Source organism: Pseudaquabacterium pictum, assembly GCF_005403045.1.
Taxonomy (GTDB): Bacteria; Pseudomonadota; Gammaproteobacteria; order Burkholderiales; family Burkholderiaceae_C; genus Pseudaquabacterium; species Pseudaquabacterium pictum.
The window spans coordinates 237,050-255,101 of sequence record NZ_BJCL01000009.1 but is presented as its reverse complement, the minus strand read 5'-3'; the positions used below and the strand labels follow the sequence as shown (position 1 = coordinate 255,101).

The 18,052-nt window shown below is 69.8% G+C and carries 13 protein-coding genes; 5 read left to right on the top strand and 8 right to left on the bottom strand.

What is annotated here, in order from left to right; genetic code table 11:
* Window positions 1-311 precede the first annotated feature (311 nt).
* Complete coding sequence (locus FFT10_RS18025; RefSeq protein ID WP_137734241.1) at window positions 312-1,469, bottom strand: acyl-CoA dehydrogenase family protein; 1,158 nt, start codon at window positions 1,467-1,469, stop codon at window positions 312-314.
* A 74-nt stretch (window positions 1,470-1,543) separates the two neighbouring features.
* On the opposite strand from FFT10_RS18025, the gene FFT10_RS18020 reads away from it, so the two are divergent.
* A complete protein-coding gene (locus tag FFT10_RS18020) occupies window positions 1,544-2,695 on the top strand; it encodes an alpha/beta fold hydrolase (protein ID WP_137734240.1) in 1,152 nt (383 codons plus the stop codon).
* Here FFT10_RS18020 and FFT10_RS18015 read toward each other — a convergent pair.
* Complete coding sequence (locus FFT10_RS18015; RefSeq protein ID WP_137734239.1) at window positions 2,658-3,758, bottom strand: RNA methyltransferase; 1,101 nt, start codon at window positions 3,756-3,758, stop codon at window positions 2,658-2,660. The genes FFT10_RS18020 and FFT10_RS18015 overlap by 38 nt on opposite strands.
* 13 nt (window positions 3,759-3,771) lie before the next feature.
* A complete protein-coding gene (locus tag FFT10_RS18010) occupies window positions 3,772-5,694 on the bottom strand; it encodes a PhoX family protein (protein ID WP_137734238.1) in 1,923 nt (640 codons plus the stop codon).
* Between the two features lie 134 nt (window positions 5,695-5,828).
* Between FFT10_RS18010 and FFT10_RS18005 the strand changes: the two genes are divergently transcribed.
* Window positions 5,829-7,694: a M3 family oligoendopeptidase gene (locus FFT10_RS18005; protein ID WP_137734237.1), complete on the top strand. Its 1,866-nt coding sequence runs from the start codon at window positions 5,829-5,831 to the stop codon at window positions 7,692-7,694.
* On the opposite strand, the gene FFT10_RS18000 is transcribed toward FFT10_RS18005, so the two are convergent.
* From FFT10_RS18000 to FFT10_RS17980, 5 genes are all read right to left on the bottom strand, one after another.
* The gene (locus FFT10_RS18000; RefSeq protein ID WP_137734236.1) at window positions 7,695-8,678 is read right to left on the bottom strand and encodes an ABC transporter ATP-binding protein; all 984 of its coding nucleotides are present in this window, start codon (window positions 8,676-8,678) and stop codon (window positions 7,695-7,697) included.
* The gene (locus FFT10_RS17995) at window positions 8,675-9,655 is read right to left on the bottom strand and encodes an ABC transporter ATP-binding protein (protein ID WP_137734235.1); all 981 of its coding nucleotides are present in this window, start codon (window positions 9,653-9,655) and stop codon (window positions 8,675-8,677) included. Before FFT10_RS17995 ends, FFT10_RS18000 begins: the two co-directional genes overlap by 4 nt.
* A complete protein-coding gene (locus tag FFT10_RS17990) occupies window positions 9,655-10,551 on the bottom strand; it encodes an ABC transporter permease (RefSeq protein ID WP_228027167.1) in 897 nt (298 codons plus the stop codon). Before FFT10_RS17990 ends, FFT10_RS17995 begins: the two co-directional genes overlap by 1 nt.
* A 4-nt stretch (window positions 10,552-10,555) precedes the next feature.
* A complete protein-coding gene (locus tag FFT10_RS17985; protein WP_137734233.1) occupies window positions 10,556-11,515 on the bottom strand; it encodes an ABC transporter permease in 960 nt (319 codons plus the stop codon).
* Window positions 11,516-11,660: 145 nt separating this feature from the next.
* Window positions 11,661-13,457, bottom strand: a complete 1,797-nt coding sequence (locus FFT10_RS17980; RefSeq protein WP_137734232.1) for a peptide ABC transporter substrate-binding protein — start codon at window positions 13,455-13,457, stop codon at window positions 11,661-11,663.
* A gap of 150 nt (window positions 13,458-13,607) precedes the next feature.
* On the opposite strand from FFT10_RS17980, the gene FFT10_RS17975 reads away from it, so the two are divergent.
* The 3 genes from FFT10_RS17975 to FFT10_RS17965 all read left to right on the top strand — a co-directional run bounded on the left by FFT10_RS17975 (window position 13,608) and on the right by FFT10_RS17965 (window position 18,017).
* Window positions 13,608-14,456, top strand: coding sequence for an N-formylglutamate amidohydrolase (locus FFT10_RS17975; RefSeq protein WP_137734231.1), 849 nt, complete (start codon window positions 13,608-13,610; stop codon window positions 14,454-14,456).
* Between the two features lie 163 nt (window positions 14,457-14,619).
* Window positions 14,620-15,354 carry a 4Fe-4S dicluster domain-containing protein gene (locus FFT10_RS17970; RefSeq protein WP_137734230.1) on the top strand — a complete coding sequence of 245 codons (735 nt, stop codon included), beginning with the start codon at window positions 14,620-14,622 and terminating at the stop codon, window positions 15,352-15,354.
* Window positions 15,351-18,017, top strand: coding sequence for a molybdopterin-containing oxidoreductase family protein (locus tag FFT10_RS17965; RefSeq protein WP_137734229.1), 2,667 nt, complete (start codon window positions 15,351-15,353; stop codon window positions 18,015-18,017). The genes FFT10_RS17970 and FFT10_RS17965 overlap by 4 nt, the downstream gene beginning before the upstream one ends.
* Window positions 18,018-18,052: the final 35 nt, after the last annotated feature.

Here is an 18,052-nt window from a genome sequence, read left to right as displayed (position 1 = left end):
CGGCTTGACCTCCTCGATGATCTTCGTCTCGATCGGGGCCTTGATCACCTCGACGATCTTGTGGCCCAACCCGTTGACCAGGGCATAACCCAGGACCACGTGACCCACGACCACCACGATCAGACCGGTGGGGTGCTTGTGGATCTGGCGCTGTTGCTCGGCGTAGTTCATGGCGGACGGGGGCGGCGCGGCACGGGCCGCGACCAGGATCAGGACGCGCGGATGATGGCGATGATGCAATCGATTGCAAATCCGGGTAATCCCGTGGCCGTCGTGGTGTCGGTCCCCACGGCCGCGTCGGCCGTGCCGCCTCAGCCAGCGGCGGCGCTGCGCGCCATCACCGCGGCGATGCGTTCCAGCAGCATCTCGGTCGAGCCATCGACGAAGTTGGCCACCCGCGCGCCGGCGGCATGGCGGGCGAAGGGGTGGTGCTCGCGCAGGCCTTCGGCGCCGATGGCCTGGGCCAGCGCGGCGATCTGCCGGTCGGCCATGCGGGTGGCCAGCAGCTTGGCCTGGGCGGCCAGCAGCTGGGCGTCGGCGCCAGCGTCGATGGCTTCGGCCGCCTGGGCCACCATCGCCCGGCAGGCGGCCAGCTCGCTGGCGGCCTCGGCCAGGCGCCAGCGCCAGCCCTGGTGCTGCTGCAGCGGCACGCCGAAGCTGTGGCGCTGCGCGCCGTGGGCCTGTGCGACCCGCAGCGCCTCGCCCACCATGCCGCAGCACATCGCGGCGATGTAGGTGCGCGCGCCGTTGATCGAGCCCAGCGCCGCCTTGAACGCCTGTCCTGGCGGGTGCAGCAGCTCGTCATCGCTGGCCGTGTAGCCGTCCAGCCGGAAGCCGCCGGTGCCGATGGTGTGCTGGCCGCCCAGCGCATAGCCGGGTTCCCGGACAAAGCCGGCACGCCGGCCATCGACCACGAAGCCGGCGATGCCGCTGCCGCCGCTGCCGGGCTCGGTCTGCGCATAGAGCACCACCACGTCGGCCTCGGCGGCGTTGGTGATCCAGGCCTTGGCGCCGTCGATGCGCCAGCCACCGCCAGCGGTGGCCGGCAGGCGGGTGGCGGTGGTGGTGATGGCGGCGAAGTCCGAGCCGGCGCCGGGCTCGGTCAGCGCGGTGCAGCCCAGGCGGCGGCCGGCCACCAGGTCGTCGACATACCGTGCAGCCACCGCCGGCTGCGCCTTGCGCGCCAGCAGCGCCGCCACGTTGGCGGTGTTGACCCAGGACATGCAGAAGCCGAAGTCGCCGCCGGCCAGCACCTCGGCCACCCGCGCCTTGCACTGGAAGCTGAAGTCCAGCCCGCCGTGGCTGGCCGGCAGCTGCAGCCGGGTCAGGCCCAGGGCCACCGCGGCGTCCAGCACCTCGCGGCCGATGCGGCGTTCGCGCTCCCAGGTGGGCGCCAGCGGGGTGATGCGGTGGTGCGCCAGCGTGGCGGCCTGGGCGATCAGCGCCTCTTCGGCAGTGGTCAGCGGCATGGGGGGCTCCAGTCGGTTGGGTGACGGATGCTAGGCGCGGCGGCCAACACAATCTGGCACCCTGGAGACCGCCCATGCCCACCGACCTGCCGGACCCGCTGTCCGCCCACCTGCTGCCGCCCGGCGTGCGCAGCTGCTTCGTTCCCGGCATCAACGGCCTGCGCCTGCACCTGCTGGAAGCGGGCCACGACGTACCGGGCCGGCCGGTGGTGCTGCTGCTGCACGGCTTTCCCGAGCTGGCCTACAGCTGGCGCCACCAGCTGCCGGCGCTGGCTGCTGCCGGCTTCCATGCCATCGCGCCCGACCTGCGGGGCTACGGCCGCAGCACCGGCTGGGCGCCGGGCGCCGATGCGCCGGTGGCGCCCTACCGCTGGTTCAGCCTGGTGCGCGACATGCTGGCCCTGGTGCTGGCCCTGGGCCACCGCCGGGTGCATGCAGTGGTGGGCCATGATTTCGGCTCGCCGCTGGCGGCCTGGTGCGCGCTGCTGCGGCCCGATGTGTTCCCGAAGGTGGTGCTGATGAGCGCGCCGTTCGGCGGCCCGCCCGGCCTGCCGTTCGACACGCTGAACCACCCGCCGCGCCCGGTGCCCGATGTGCATGCCGCGCTGGCCGCGCTGCCGCGCCCGCGGCTGCACTACCAGTGGTACTACAGCCGGCCGACCACCGCCGCCGAGATGGACCACCCGCCGCAGGGCCTGCACGCCTTCCTGCGCGCCTACTACCACCACAAGAGCGCCGATTGGCCCGGCAACCAGCCGCAGCCCCTGCCCGGCTGGACGGCCGAGGCCCTGGCCATGCTGCCCACCTATTACGTGATGGACGCGGCCGAGACGATGCCGTCGACGGTGGCGCCGCACCTGCCCACGGCCGACCAGATCGCCGCCTGCCACTGGCTGCCCGATGACGCGCTGGCGGTCTACGTGGCCGAGTACGCCCGCACCGGCTTCCAGGGCGGCCTGAACTGGTACCGCAACAGCACCGATCCCGCCGGCCAGGCCGAGCTGCAGCTGATGGCCGGCCGCGCCATCACCGTGCCCGCGCTCTACATCGCCGGCGCGGCCGACTGGGGCATCCACCAGCGGCCCGGTGCCTTCGCGGCGATGCAGGCCGGCGCCTGTGCCGACCTGCGCGGCTGCCACCTGCTGCCCGGCGCCGGCCACTGGGTGCAGCAGGAGCAGGCCGAGGCCGTCAACCGCCTGCTGCTGGGGTTTCTGCAGGCGGCGTGACCGACGGGGTGCGGCGGCTGGCCGGAGCGGCCACCACGGCCGTGCCATCGGCCGCGGCCCGCGCACGCAGCTGGCCGCAGCCACCCTCCACATCCTGGCCGGCCGAATGCCGCAGCTTGGTGAGGATGCCGCGGCGGTGCAGGTGCCGCGCCATGGCGGCCGCGCGCTCCCAGCTGGGGCGCTGGAACGGCATGCCGTCCACGGTGTTCCACGGGATCAGGTTCAGCACGCCGAAGCGGCCGGCCAGCAGGCGTTCGATGCCGGCCAGTTCGTCGTCGCTGTCGTTCACGCCGTCCAGCAGCGTCCACTGGTACTGCACCGGGTAGCCGGTGGCGCGGGCGTAGGCATCGGCCTGGTCCACCAGTTCGTCGGGCGTGAGCCTGGGCGCGCGCGGCAGCAGGCGCTCACGCAGCGCCGCATCGCTGGTGTGCAGCGACAGCGCAAGCGCCGGCCGCACCTCGCCTTTGGACAGGCCCGCCAGCGCACTGAAGGCCCGCGGGTCGCCCACGGTGGAGAACACCAGGTTCTTGTGGCCGATCTGGCCCACCGTGCCCAGCAGCTGGATGGCCTCCAACACGTTGTCCAGGTTGTGCGCCGGCTCGCCCATGCCCATGAACACCACCTTGGCCACCGGCCGCAGCTGCCGCGCCAGCGCCACCTGGGCCACGATCTCGGCGCTGCCCAGCTGGCGCAGCAGGCCGCCCACGCCGGTCATGCAGAACTGGCAGCCCACCGCGCAGCCCACCTGGCTGCTGACGCACAGGCCCGGCGTGCGCCCCGGCTGCAGCAGCACCGCCTCCACCGTCTGCCCGTCGGCCAGGGCCAGCAGCAGGCGCTCGGAGCCATCCTCGGCCGGGTGGCGGCTCACCAGCCGCGCCAAGCCGGTCAGATCGGCATCCAGCGCGGGCAGGTCGTCCAGCACCGCCTTGGGCAGCCAGTGCTCGGGCTGGCGCTTGTTGCGGCTGTGCGGCAGCGCATGCGTCCAATGGCGCAGCACCCGCTGCAGGTGCACCGGCTTGGCGCCCAGGGCCTGCAGGCGCTGCTGGATGTCGGCGATGCGCATCGGCGGCCGTGCCTCAGGTGCCGATCAGGCCGCCGTCGGCCTTGCGGATCGCCACCGTGGCCGAGCGGGGCCGCGCCGCGCCCGGGCCCTCGGGCCAGGTGGAGAAACGGGTGGGTTCGTCGGCCTTGCTGCGCTCGCTGGGCGATTCACCGGGATGCTGCACATTGATGAACATGGTGCGGCCGTCGGGCGTGAAGGCGCAGCCGGTGATCTCGCAGCCCACCGGGCCGGTGAGGAAGCGGCGGATCTCGCCGCTGGCGGTGTCGCAGGCCAGCATCTGGTTGTTGCCGAAGCGCGCCATCTCGCCCTGGTGCATCACCGACGACGACATGTCGGTCTGGATCCACAGCACGCCGCGCTGGTCGAAGGCCAGGCCGTCGGGGCAGGCGAAGAAGTCGCCGCGCACAGTGCCCTGCGCCTCGGCACGCGCCTGCGTTGGGTCGCCCGCCAGCACCAGGTGGTTCCAGCGCAGCGTGGTGCCGTCGAAATCGCCCTCATCGACCCAGCGGATGACCTGGCCCATCACGTTGTTGGCGCGCGGGTTGGCGGCATCCGGCCCGGGGCGCCCCGCCGCGCCGCGGCTGCTGTTGTTGGTGAGGGTGCAGAACACCTCGCGGGTGCGGGGGTCGATGGCCAGCCACTCGGGCCGGTCCATCTTGGTGGCGCCCAGCAGGTCGCTGGCCTGGCGGGCCTTGATCACCACCTCGCCCTGGTCGGCCAAGCCGTTGGCGGCGGTCAGCGGGCCCTGGCCGTGCACCAGCGGCAGCCAGCGGCCCGTGCCGTCGGCATCGAAGCGGGCCACATACAGCGTGCCGTGGTCCAGCAGCGTGGCGTTCGCCTTGGCACCGCCGGGGGCGATGCGGTCGCGGCTGACGAACTTGTAGATGTACTCGAAGCGGGCGTCCTCGCCGCTGTAGACCACCGCGCGGCCATCGCGGGTGGTGGCCACCCAGGCGCCTTCGTGCGCGGCGCGGCCCAGCGCGGTGCGCTTGACCGGCGTGCTGGCCGGGTCCATCGGATCGATCTCGACCACCCAGCCGAAGCGGTTGGGCTCGTTCGGGTGCCTGGTGGTGTCGAAGCGCTCGTCGTGCTGGTGCCAGCGGTAGAAGTCGGTGGGGCGGATGCCCCAGCGGGCCTGGTGGGCGTCGGGCTGCGCGGGGCCGTTGAAGTAGCCGGCCCAGTTCTCCTCGCCCGACAGGTAGGTGCCCCAGGGCGTCATGCCCGCGGCGCAGTTGTTCAGCGTGCCCAGCACGGTGCGGCCGGCGGGGTCGGCGGCGGTGCGCATCAGCGGGTGGCCGGCGGCCGGCCCGCCGACGGCGAACGGCGAACTGGCGGTGAAGCGCCGCGCATGGCGCGACGGCCGCACCAGCTGCCAGCCATCCGGCCCCTGCGCCACCTCGATCACCGACACGCCATGCGCGGCCTGCGCCTTGCGCACCTTCTCGGCCGACCAGTCGGCCAGGCCGCCGGGGTGCAGCAGGCCATCGTCGGTGTACTCGTGGTTCATCACCAGCAGGCCGCGGCGGCTTCCGTCGGCGCCGCTGCCCAGCGGATAGAAGTGCAGGCCGTCATGGTGCATGCCCAGCTGCACCGCCTGGTCGGCCGCGCTGTTGGACGCATCCGGCCGCCAGGCCGGCATGGCGCCGGCGATGCCCACCGGATCACCCCAGGGCGCGATGACCTGGACGGTGTAGCCGGGCGGCACCACCACGGTGTCGGCGCGGGAGGGCGGCACCGCGGTGAAGCCCAGCTTCGGCCCCGTGCCGGCCGGCGTGGCGCAGCCCGACAGACCCGCCGCCAGCGGCCCGAAGGCGGCGGCCAGCGCAGCGCCCAGCCCGCCCTGCAGCCACACCCGGCGCGTCGGATCGGAGACCGCCTGCAACGGCAGATTGGCGCTGCGGTTGCTGTCTTCCATGGTGTCGAAGTCTTTCGCCATCGGGCCATTTTGCCGGCTGTGTCAGCGGGTTCACCATGTCGCTGGTGGCCGGCCCGCCCGCCTAAACTGCCCGCGCAGCGTCACACCCCCGGCCTGCACGCCCACCCTCCAGTCGCTCGACCGAGCCGCCCGCCATGCGCCACAAGCCTGTCTCCCACCTGTTTGCCGCGGCCGTCCTGGCCCTGGCCGCGACCACCGCCCCGGCCCAGACGCCGCCGCCCGGCAGCGCCGATGCCCGCCTGGTCTGGGACCTGACGCGCCTGTTCCCCAATGAAGCCGCCTGGGATGCCGAGCGCCAGGCCTTCGCCGACGGGCTGCCGCCGCTCGTGGCCCTGCGCGGCACGCTGGGCCGCGACGCCGCCAGCCTGCGCACGGCACTCGACCGCATCTCGGCGGCCGACCAGCGCCTGAGGCGGCTGTGGGTCTATGCCAGCACGCAGGTCAGCACCGACAACGGCAACCGCCGCAACCAGGAGCGCACCAGCCTGGTGGGCAGCCTCTACGGCCGCTACGCCAGCGGCCTGGCCTGGGTCGACCCGGAGCTGCAGGCCATCGGCGCCGAGAAGCTGGCCGCCTTCCAGGCGGCCGAACCGGGCCTGAAGCCGCATGCCAAGCGCATCCGCGATGCGTTGCGCCAGGCGCCGCACACCCTGTCGCCCGACGTGGAGGCCGCACTGGCAGCCTACAACCCGGTGCTGGGCAGCTTCTCCAGCACCCGGGAGCTGCTGATCCACGCCGACATCACCTGGCCGGTGCTCACGGTGGACGGCAAGCCGGTCACCGTCAACGACACCGGCTACGACGCACTGCGCCGCCACCCCGACCGCGCCGTGCGCAAGCAGGGCTTCGACGCCTTCTGGGGCAGCTACGGCCGCTTCGAGAACACGCTGGGCGCGCTGCTCGCGCAGCGGGTGCAGCAGGGCGTCATCCACGCGCGGCTGCGGCAGTACCCCAGCGCGGCAGCGGCGTCACTGTCGGCGACGGAGGTGCCCGAGGCGGTGCTGCGCACCCTGGTGGCCGAGGTCAACAACGCCCTGCCGTCGCTGCACCGCTACTTCAAGCTGCGCCAGCGCATGCTGAAGCTGCCCGACCTGCACTACCACGACATCTACCCGGACCTGGTGACGACCAGCCAGACCTACCCGGTCGACGTGGCATCCGCCCTGACGCTGGCCGCCATGCGGCCCCTGGGTGACGACTACCAGGCCGAGCTGCAGCTGGCCCTGCAGGCCCGCACCATGCACGTGCGGCCGGCGCCGGGCAAGCGCAGCGGGGCGTTTGCCACGGGCGTGTACGGCCAGCCGCCGTTCATCTTCCTGAACCACACCGACAACTTCGAGAGCCTGGTCACCTTCGCGCACGAGTGGGGCCACGGCATGCACAACGTGCTGTCGCAGCGCAACCAGCCGCCGGAGACGGCGGGCTACCCGCTGTTCCTGGCCGAGATCGCGTCGACCACCAACGAGGTGCTGCTGACCGACCACATGCGCAAGGCCGCGGCCACGCCCGAGGAGCGCATCTTCGTGCTCACCCAGATGCTGGAGCGGCTGCGTGCCTCGTTCTTCCGCCAGACCATGTTTGCCGAGTTCGAGCTGGCCGCGCACGATGCGCAGCAGCGCGGCGAGGCGCTGTCGGGCAAGAAGTTCACCGAGATGTACTGCGGCCTGCTGCGCAAGTACCACGGCGCCGATGCGGGCGTGATGACCATCGACCCGGTGGTCTGCGCCGAGTGGGCCTACATCCCGCACTTCCACCGGCCGTTCTATGTGTACGCCTATGCCACCAGCGCCACGGCGGCGCAGTTCTTCGGCGAACGCATCCTGGCTGGCGAACCGGGCGCGCGCGAGGCCTACCTGGGCGTGCTGAAGGCGGGCGGGTCCATGCCACCGCATGCGCTGCTGCAGCGCGCCGGCCTCGACCTCACCAGTCCAGCGCCCTACCGGGTGCTGGTGCAGTCGATGAACCGGGTGATGGACGAGGTGGAGCAGCTGCTGCGCTGATCAGCCCGGCCGCAGGTGGCAGGCCACCATGTGGCCGTCGGCGCCGGCGGGCTTCAACACCGGTGACTGCACATCGCACAGCCCCTTCTGCGCGATGCTGCAGCGGGTGTGGAAATGGCAGCCCGGCGGCGGCTTGATCGGGTTGGGCACGTCGCCCTGCAGCCGGATGCGCGTGCGCTTGACCTGCGGGTCGGGGATGGGCACGGCCGACAGCAGCGCCTCGGTGTAGGGGTGCTGTGGCCGGGTGTACAGGTCCTTCGACGCCGCGATCTCGACGATGCGGCCCAGGTACATCACCGCCACCCGGTCGCTGATGTGCTCGACCACGCTCAGGTCGTGGGCGATGAACAGGTAGGTCAGGCCGAACTGGCTCTGCAGGTCTTCCAGCAGGTTGATCACCTGGGCCTGGATCGACACATCCAGCGCGCTCACCGCCTCGTCGCAGACGATCAGCTTGGGGTTGACCGCCAGCGCCCGGGCGATGCCGATGCGCTGGCGCTGGCCGCCCGAGAACTCATGCGGATAACGCCGCAGGTGGTCGGCCGACAGGCCCACCGTCTGCAGCAGCTCGACGATGCGGGCCTCGTAGGCCGCCGGGTCGGGCGTGAGCTTGTGGATGGTCAGCGCCTCGCCGATGATGGCCTGCACCGTCATGCGCGGGTTCAGGCTGGCATACGGATCCTGGAAGATGATCTGCATGTCGCGCGCCATCGACCGCAGCTCGGTCGTGCCCATGGCGGTGACGTTCTTGCCTTCGAACCACACCGTGCCCGATGTCGGCTCGATCAGGCGCAGGATGCAGCGGCCGGTGGTGCTCTTGCCGCAGCCGGATTCGCCCACCACGCCCAGCGTCTCGCCGGCCTGCAGCTCGAAGCTGACGCCATCGACCGCATGCACCTTGTCGACGGTGCGGCCGAGGATGCCGCCCTTGATCGGGAAGTGCTTGACGAGGTTCTCGACCTTCAGGAGTGGAGTGCTGCTCATGCCAGCGCCGCTTCCAGGATGCAGGCCACCTTGTGGCCGGGCTTGGCTTCCACCAGCGGTGGCGTGGCGGTGCGGCAGGCCGGCATCGCATGCTTGCAGCGGTCGGCAAAGCGGCAGCCCTCGGCCGGGTCGATCAGCTTGGGCACGGTGCCGCCGATGGCCTCCAGCCGCACCTTGTGGGTGGCGGCGGTGTCGATGCGCGGGATGCTGCGGATCAGGCCCTGGGTGTAGGGGTGGCGCGGGCGGGCGAACAGGTCCTCGACGCTGGCCTCTTCCACCACCTTGCCGGCGTACATCACCACCACACGCTGGGCCGTCTCGGCCACCACGCCCATGGCATGGGTGATCAGCATGATGGCCATGCCCATGCGCTCCTTCAGCTCGACCATCAGGTCCAGGATCTGGGCCTGGATGGTCACGTCGAGTGCGGTGGTGGGCTCGTCGGCGATCAGCAGCTTGGGGTTGCAGGCCAGGGCGATGGCGATCATCACCCGCTGGCGCATGCCGCCCGAGAACTGGTGCGGGTAGTCCTTCACCCGGCGCTCGGGCGTGGGGATATTCACCAGCTTGAGCATCTCCACCGCACGGTCGAGCGCGTCGCGCTTGCTCAGGCCTTCGTGCAGGCGGATGGATTCGGCGATCTGCGCGCCCACGGTGTACACCGGGTTCAGGCTGGTCATCGGCTCCTGGAAGACGATGGCGATCTCCTTGGCGCGGATCTTCTGCATCTCCTCGGGGCCCAGCGGCACCAGGTCGCGCCCCTGCCACAGCACCTGGCCGGCGACGATCTTGCCCGGCGGCATGTCGATGAGCTTCATCACCGTCTTGGCGGTGACGCTCTTGCCGCAGCCGGATTCGCCGACCACGCACACCGTCTCGCCGGCATCGATGGCGAGGTCGACGCCGTCGACCGCATGCAGCCAGCCGTCGTCGGTCTTGAAATGGGTCTTGAGCCCGCGGATGTCGAGCAGTGGCATCAGAGGACTCTTCTGGGGTCAAGCGCGTCGCGCAGCCCGTCGCCGATGAAGTTGATGGTCAGCACGGTGAGGAAGATGGCGATGCCGGGGAACAGCGCCCAGTGCATGGCGAGATCCATGTAGTCACGCCCGTCATACAGGATGCGGCCCCAGGTCGGCACGTCGGGCGGGAAGCCCAGGCCCAGGAAGCTGAGCGTGCTCTCGGCGATGATGGCCGCGGCGATGTCGATGGTGCCCGCCACGATCACCGGCCCCAGGCTGTTGGGCAGGATGTGGCGCACCACCTGGCGGGGCGTGCTCGCGCCGAGCGCGCGCGCCGCTTCGACGAATTCCTTCTCGCGCAGGCTGAAGAACTGCGCCCGCACCAGCCGTGCCACGGGCATCCAGCGGAAGCCGCCGATCACCACCACGATCAGGATGAAGATGCCGATCTCCAGGCCGAAGGCCGCCTTCAGCGGCTCGCGGAACAGGAAGATCAGCAGCAGCAGCAGCGGCAGCTGCGGCAGGCTGAGGAAGAGATCCGTCACCCACATCAGCGCCGCATCCACCCAGCCACGCGCCATGCCGGCCACCGCACCGATGAACACGCCCACCGTCACCGCCATCAGCATGGCCGCCAGGCCCACCGCCAGCGAGATGCGGCCACCGTACAGCACACGCGCCAGGATGTCGCGGCCCAGGTCGTCGGTGCCCATCGGGTGCTGCCAAGACGGCGATGCCAACTTCGAGCTGAAGTCGACCTCGTTGATGCCCACCTTGTAGAACAGCGGGCCGAGCAGCACGGCGGCCACCAGTGCGCCCAGCAGCCACAGGCTCCAGTAGGCCAGCCGGTGGCGCTTGAAGCGCTTCCAGGCCTCGCTCCAGAGAGACGCGCTCTGGGGCGGCCGGGGTGCCACCGCGTTAGCGGTAGCTGATGCGGGGGTCGAGCCAGCCATAGAGCACGTCGGCAACCAGGTTGAAGAAGATCACGAGACAACTGAAGACGAAGGTGACCGCCATGATCACCGGCGTGTCGTTGCGCAGGATGGCATCGATCAGCAGGCTGCCGATGCCGGGGATGCGGAAGATCTGCTCGGTGACGATGGCGCCGCCGAACACCGCCGGCATCTGCAGCGCCACCAGTGTGACCACCGGTATCAGCGCATTGCGCACCACATGCTTGTTGATCACCGCGCGTTCACCCAGGCCTTTGCTGCGGGCGGTGGTCACGTAGTCGAGCCGGATCACGTCCAGCACGGCCGAGCGCACGTAGCGCATCCAGCTGGCCGCCTGGAACAGCCCCAGCACCATGATCGGCATGATTGACTGCTTGAACTGGTCGACCCACCACTGCCAGCCGGTGGACGAGAGATCAGCCCGGTAGACGAAGGGCAGCCATCCCAGCTGCACCGAGAACAGCAGGATGAACAGCACCCCGGTGAAGAAGGTGGGCAGCGAGAAGCCGATGAAGGCCACCGTGCTGGCGATGCGGTCGAACCAGCTGTAGGGCTTGACGGCGGCCAGCACGCCCACCGGCAGCGCCACCAGCAGGGCGACGACCTGCGACATGCCGATCACCGCGATGGTGACGCCGATGCGCTGGCCGATCAGCGTGTCGACGTCGATGCGGCTGACGAACGAGAAGCCCCAGTCGCCCTGCAGCATGCTGGAGAGCCAGCTGATGTAGCGCTGCCAGATCGGGTCGTCCAACCCGAACTGCGCCCGCAACGCCATGCGCACCTCGGGCGGCACGTTGGGGTTGTTGGCCAGTTCCTCGAACGGGTCGCCAGGTGCCAGCGCCAGCACGGTGAACAGCACCAGGCTGATGCCCAGCAGGCTGGGCAGCGCGATCAGCAGGCGGCGGATGATGTAGTTGAACAAGGGCGCAAGCGTCTGGGAGTGGAGGGCGGCAGCGTTTCAGCGAAGGTCACGCCGGAACCAAGCGGCCGCCGCGGAACCGGCTTTGCCGGGCCGCTGGCGGCGCCCCCTTGAGGGGGAGCGGCGAAGCCGCTTCGGGGGTGGGCCTTTACGCGTCGCGGGTCCAGTAGCCGATGGACCAGGTGGTGTTGTCCCAGGCCGACAGCACCGGGCGCAGCTTGGTCAGGATGCCGAACGGCCGCGGGCGGGCGAACAGCGGGATGATGTGCTTGTCGTTGACCACCAGGTCGTTCATCTTGATGAACAGCGCAGCACGCTTGACCGGGTCGAACTCGACCTGTGCAGCCTTGTGGGCGGCGTCGAACTCGGCGTTAGACCAGCGGGCCAGGTTGCGGCTGCTCCACTTGTTGACCTTCTGGGACAACTGGTCGGTGGTGAACTGCTCCATGAACACCTGCGGGTCGGGGCTGCCCATGGTGGTGGTGAACATCTGCATGTCGGCCCAGAACTTCTGGTACGTGTCGGGGTTCGCGGCATCGCTGCCGAAGAACACCGCGGCCACCACGCTCTTCAGCTCCAGGTCGATGCCGGCCTTGGTGCAGGCGTCCTTGATGATGGCCTGGCACTTCTGGCGCGGGCCGCTCACCGAGGTCTGGAACACGAACTTCAGCTTCACGTCGCCCTTGGCGCGGATGCCGTCGGCGCCCTTCTTCCAGCCGGCGGCCTCCAGCACCTGGTTGGCCTTCTCGATGTTGAACTCGTACTTGGTGTTCGGGCTGCGGAAGCGGGGCGGGTTGTTCAGGAAGTTGCTGGTGACCACCGCACCGCGGCCGTAGATCTGCTCGCCGATGTTCTTGCGGTCGATCAGCATGCTCATCGCCTCGCGCACCGCCTTGTCGGTGAAGGCGGGGTGCTTGCTCTTGGCACTGGCGCGCTCGCCGTCCACTTCCTTCCAGGGGTCGGTCACGTTCAGGCTGACGAACTCGATGTCGCTGCCGGCATAGAACTCCATGCGGCCCTTGCCGGCGGCTTCCAGGCGCTTGAGCAGTTCATCTTCCACGGCCAGGTTCCAGGCCAGGTCGTATTCGGCGGTCTGCAGCACGGCGCGGGCAGCGCTCAGCGCGTCGCCGCCGCCCTTGATCTCCAGCCGGTCGAAGAACGGCTGGTTGGGCACGTGGTAGGCCATGTTGGCTTCGGCCACCAGGCTGTCACCCGGCTTGAAGTCGACGATCTTGTACGGGCCGGTGCCCACCGGCTTGGTGTTGGCAGTCGCCTCGCGCGACTTGGCGCCGGTGAAGCTTTCGAACACATGCTTGGGCAGGATGCAGCCGACGATGCCGGTCAGCGCCTCGGCCCAGAAGGGCGTGGCCTTGGGGTAGGTGACCTTGACGGTGTGCGAGTCGATCTTCTCGACCTTCAGGTCCTTGTAGGTGGCCACGGTCACGGTGCTGGTGGCCGGGTCGCCGACGTACTGGGCGGTGAAGACCACGTCGTCGGCGGTGAACGGCTTGCCGTCGTGCCAGGTGACGCCCTTCTTCAGCTTCCAGGTGACCGACTTGCCGTCGGCGGCCACGCCACCGTTTTCCTTCGACGGGATCTCGGCGGCCAGCGCGGGCACCAGGTTGCCTTCGGTGTCCCAGCCGGCCAGCGGCTCGTAGAAGATGCGGCTGGCGTCCTGGTCTTTCGTGCCGCCGGCGAAGTGCGGGTTCAGGTGCACGGCCGCCTGCCAGTAGATCAGCTTGAGCGTGCCGCCACCGCCGCGCTTGGTGCCCTTGTAGGGGATGGTGGTCTGCGCCTGGGCCACGCCGGCGTGCATCAGCAGCATGCCGGCCATCGGCGCGGTGAGCCCGAGGCCGACCATCTGCGAGATGAAGTTGCGGCGCGGCAGTTGGCCGTCACGCACCTCGTTGATCAGCTGGCGAAGTTGGCGTTCATGCTTGTCCATGGGGGCTCCAAAAGGGCAGGGGCTGAAGTCTGGATGGCGGGCAAGGGGCCCGCCGGGTGCGACATGCTATCGGTTGCAAAGGGTCAGGCTATACGGGTCGCCCCGAACAGGTGCATGCCTGCGGGGGCGCCGGGGCGGATACTGCAGGCCATGAGCAACGACGACGTGCTGCGCATCCACGGGCCCCGCGAGGCGGCGCTGCCGCTGGTGCTGGATTCCCCCCATTCGGGCACCCGCATGCCGGCCGACTTCGGGGCAGCGTTGCCCGAATCCGACCTGCGCGATGGTGAAGACTGTTTCATCGACGAGCTCTACCTTCCAGCCACCGAGCGGGGCATCCCGCTGCTGGCGGCGCAATTTCCACGCACCTACCTCGACCCCAACCGCCATGCCGGCGACATCGACACCGACCTGCTAGACGCGCCCTGGCCCGATGCACTGGTGCCCAGTGGCAAGGCGCGCATCGGCAAGTCGCTGGTGTGGCGCACGCTGGATGACGGACGGCCGATCTACAACCGCAAGCTGACAGTGCAGGAACTGCGCCAGCGCATCGCGCGCTGCCACGCGCCCTACCACCAGGCCCTGCAGGACCTGCTGCAGGCGGCCCATGCGCGGCATGGCCAGGTGTTCCACATCAACTGCCACTCGATGAATGCGGTCAGCGGCGCCATGGGCGAAGGCGGCGCCGGCCAGCCACGCGCCGACATGGTGCTGGGCGACCGTGATGGCACCACCTGCGCGCCTGCATTCACCGCCTTCGTGCGCGACACCCTGGCGGCCCGGGGCTACGACGTGAAGGTGAACGACCCGTTCAAGGGTGTGGAGCTGGTGCGCGCCTACGCCAACCCGGCCGCCGGCTTCCACAGCCTGCAGCTGGAGGTGAACAAGCGGCTCTACATGGACCAGGGCCGGTTGCAGAAGCACGCCGGGTTCGGGCGGCTGCAGGCCGACCTGATGGCACTGCTGGACGCGCTGGCCGCGTACATCGCCAGCCGCTGAGCAAGGTCTCCTGTGGCAGCAGCCTGGGGCCTGGCTACATTGCAAGGCCGGCCGCCGGCGCACCAGGAGAACCGCATGTTGATCCCGTCCTGTTCCCGCACCCGGCGCGTCGTCGTCGGCTTCATGGCGCTTGACCGCAGCCACCCGGCGTCGGAGGCCTGCCATGGCCGTGTCTGACACCCGCCCCAACCCCAGGACCGGGCGGCCCGCCAATTGGCGCATGGCCCTGGACATCGAGCGCTGCATCGGCTGCCATGCCTGCAGCGTGGCCTGCAAGGTCGAGAACAGCGTGCCCTTGGGGCGCTTCCGCACCAAGGTCTACTACCTGGACGAAGGAACCTTTCCCAAGGTCAAGCGCCACTTCCTGCCCACGCTGTGCATGCAGTGCGACGACACACCCTGCCTCAAGGCCTGCGACCGCACCGCCATCGTCAAGGGCGCCGACGGCATCGTGCGTGTCGACCCCGACCGCTGCGAACATGTGGGCGCCTGCGAAACCGCCTGCCCGTATGGCGCCATCGGCTGCGACGACAACGACATCGCCGACAAATGCGACTTCTGCTCGCACCGGCTGGACGCCGGCATGGAGCCGGCCTGCGTCGAGACCTGCCCCGGCGAGGTGTTCCACTTCGGTGATGCCAACGATCCGGCCTCGCCGTATGCGCGCTTCGTGGCAGCCAAGGGCGCCGATCTGAAGGTGCTGAAGCCGGAAGAGCGCACCCAGCCCCGGGTCAGCTACCGCGGCCACCATGTGCCGATGGAGGCCAAGGTGCCCAAGGGCCATGTGCACGACCCGCATTCCTACGAGATCGAGACCTGGACCTCGTTGCAGCCCAAGGTGCCGCAGGCGCAGCGCGTGGTCTGGATGAAGCCCGCCCGCAACGGGGAGGGCGCATGAGCACCGCACCGACCAAACCATCACGCCGTGGCCTGCTGCAGGGTGGCCTGGGTGCGCTGTCCACGCTGGCCCTCGGCGAGACCATCGCCCTGGCGCCGGGTGCGGCCAACGCCGCCTCCAGCCGCAAGCTGGTGGGGCAGCGCCAGGCCAAGCGCCGCGCCAACGGCAATGGCCGCCTGAAGAACGACTACAGCCGCGCCACCACCGTCAAGAGCGTGTGCCTGAACTGCAGCACGGTGTGCGGCATCCAGGGCCATGTGATCGACGGCAAGCTGGTGAAGGTGAGCGGCAACCCCGAGGATCCGAACAACGGCATGAGCCTGTGCGCCAAGGGCCAGAGCGGCCCCGAAATCAACACCTACGCCGACCGCCTGCTCTACCCGCTGGAACGGGTGGGCCCGCGCGGCAGCGGCCAGTGGCGGCGCATCGGCTGGGACGAGGCGCTGGACCGCGTGGCCAGCCGCATCCGCAAGACCATCGATGACGGCCATCCCGAAGAGACCGCCATCCACATCGGCCGCTCGCGCATCGGCGAGGAGATGACGCGCTTTCTCAATGCCATCGGCTCGCCGTCGCTGTTCAACCACCGGGCGCTGTGCTCCAGCAACAAGCGGGCGGCCAACTACGTCAGCCTGGGCGAGACCGACTGGGAGACCCCCGACGCCGAGCACACCAAGTACATCCTGAACTTCGGCGCCAACTTCTACGAGGCACACCAGGGCGCCATCCATGTGGCCAAGCGGGTGATCAAGGGCCGCTTCGACAACGGCGCCAAGCTGGTGACGTTCGACGTGCGCCTGTCCAACACCGCGGGCCGCAGTGACGAGTGGTGGGCGCCCAACCCGGGCAGCGAGGGCGCCATCGCCCTGGCCATGGCCCACGCCATCATGGAAGCGGGCCTGGCCGACCGCGCCTTCCTGGACGACTGGTGCAACGTGGGTGCGGCCGAACTGCAGGCCTGGCTGAAGCCGTACACGCCGCAATGGGGTGCGCAGTTGTCGGGCATTCCGGCGGCGGACATCACGCGCATGGCGCTGGAATTCGCGGCGGTGCGTCCGGCCTGCGTGGCCTTCACCAACCGGGGATCGTCGGCGCACTACAACGGCTTCAACAACGACCGGGCGGTCATCCTGCTCAACGCCATCGTCGGCAGCATCGGCCAGCCCGGCGGCTACTGCTATGGCGAAGAGCCCACACGGGTGCCGCCGCGGGTGTTTCCGCAGCCCACGCCGCGCCCGCCCGCGCCCACGGCCAAGAGCGCCATCGAGAACCCGCCCGAGTGGCCGCTGGCCAACAAGTGGCAGCGCATGAAGGTGGGGCAGATCGTCTTCGACCACCTGAAGCAGGGCCGCGCCAGGCTGCAGGTCTACATCAGCTACACCCTGGCCGCGCCGCAGACCTGGCCCGAAGGCCGCAGCCTGGCGGTGGAGGTGCTGAAGAACGAGTCGCTGATCCCCTTCCATGTGTGCAGCGACGTGGTCTACAGCGAGACCGCGCATTACGCCGATCTGATCCTGCCCGACGCCACCTACATGGAGCGCTGGGGCTTCGACACCCGCAACAACATGGAGTTGCGCGACTACGTCACCCTGCGCCAGCCGCTGGTGGCGCCGCCGGGGGAGTGCCGCAGCTTCGTGGACGTGATGATCGCCCTGGGCCAGCGCATCTCGCCCAAGACGGCGCAGTACTTCAACTTCAAGGACCACGAGGACTGGATGCGCCAGCGCTGTGCCGGCCTGACGGCCCGGGTGGGTGAGGACGGCTTCGCCTACATGAAGAAGCACGGCGTCTGGCAGGACCTGAGCAAGCCCAAGTACTACGGCCTGTACAACTGGGCGCTGACACCCGAGCAGTTGAAGGGCACCCGGGTGGACCCCGTCACCCAGGTGGTGTGGCGGCAGGCGGCTGACGGGCGTGAAACCGCGGTGGGCCTGGTGCGCGGCGGACAGGCCCGGCGCGGCTTCGCCACGCCGTCCAGGCGTTTCCAGGTGTTCAGCCAGGACGTGGCCGACGCGGCCAAGGCCCAGGCCTTTGCCGAGCCCTATGGCGCGGGCATGCCGGGGTACTTTGCGGTGCCGTCGATCGCCGCCATGGGTCCGGACCACCTGCACCTGGTCACCTTCAAGTGGAACGTGCACACCCAGGGCCGCACGGCCTCGCAGAAGTACCTCAGCGAGATCGTGCACCACAACCCGTTGTGGATGCACCCCACGGCAGCAGCGGCGCGGGGGCTGAAGACCGGTGATCTGGTGGAACTGACCACCTGGCGTGGCGCCGCCCATGCCTACAAGCATGTCACCGGCAAGCCGGGTGACGTGGTGGGCAAGGCGGTGGTACCGGTGTTCGTGACCGAGGGCATCCACCCGCGGGTGATCGCCATGTCCAACAGCCTGGGCAACTTCGCGCATGGGCGGGCGGCCAACGGCCGGCGCGGGCCACGTGGCGACTTTCCCGGCTTCGATGACGCGGTGATCGCCGAAGACCAGGACTTGTCGGAGGACATGTGGTGGGGCAGCGGCCAGGGCCTGTGGTCGCGCCTGACAGGTGCAGGCAACGGACTCGGTTCAGGCTACAACATCAACGCCATCCTGCCCATCTACCCGTCGCCGCTGGTGGGCATGCAGGGCTGGTACGACACCACCTGCACCGCCAGGCGTGTGTAGCGGCAGTTGTGGATGGACGAGGCGGGCGGCGGACA